Source organism: Mycobacterium sp. SP-6446, assembly GCF_001954045.1.
Lineage (GTDB): Bacteria > Actinomycetota > Actinomycetes > Mycobacteriales > Mycobacteriaceae > Mycobacterium.
In genome coordinates, this window is the sequence record NZ_MBEM01000165.1 from 1 (window position 1) to 572 (window position 572).

A 572-nucleotide genomic window follows, 5' to 3' on the forward strand; every position below is an offset into this window, starting at 1 on the left:
TCCAACGACTTATTCGCCGCCGCGATCACCCGCATCGCCGAAAGCGAATCCCCACCCAGCTCGAAGAACGAGTCGTCAACCCCGACCCGCTCCAGGCCGAGAACCTGGGCGTAGATGCCCGCCAGGATCTCCTCCACCGCACCCGACGGGGCGCGATAAACGGCGCCGTCCTGGTACTCCGGTGCCGGTAGCGACCGGACGTCGAGTTTCCCGTTGGGTGTCAGGGGCAGCGCGTCGACGAGGACGATCGCGGCCGGCACCATATACGGCGGCAGCTGGTCGGCCAGCTTGGCGCGCAGGCGAGCCGGCTCGACCGCCCCCGTGACATAGCCCACCAGCCGCTTGTCGCCGGGGCGATCCTCGCGGGCGATCACCGCCGCGTCGTCCACCCCGTCCAGGCCGGCCAGCGCCGAGCGCACGTCGCCGAGTTCGATGCGATAGCCGCGGATCTTGACCTGCTCGTCGGCGCGGCCCAGGTACTGCAACTGCCCGTCGGCCCGCCAGCGCACCAGATCCCCGGTGCGATACATCCGCGTCCCGGCCCCGCCGAACGGGCACGCCACAAACCGCGA

At 70.6% G+C, this 572-nt stretch carries 1 protein-coding gene; it reads right to left on the reverse strand.

The annotated features are described in order from the left end of the window. A partial coding sequence (locus A5736_RS14725) for a phosphopantetheine-binding protein (RefSeq protein ID WP_139333322.1) occupies nucleotides 1-572 on the reverse strand: 572 nt, incomplete at both ends.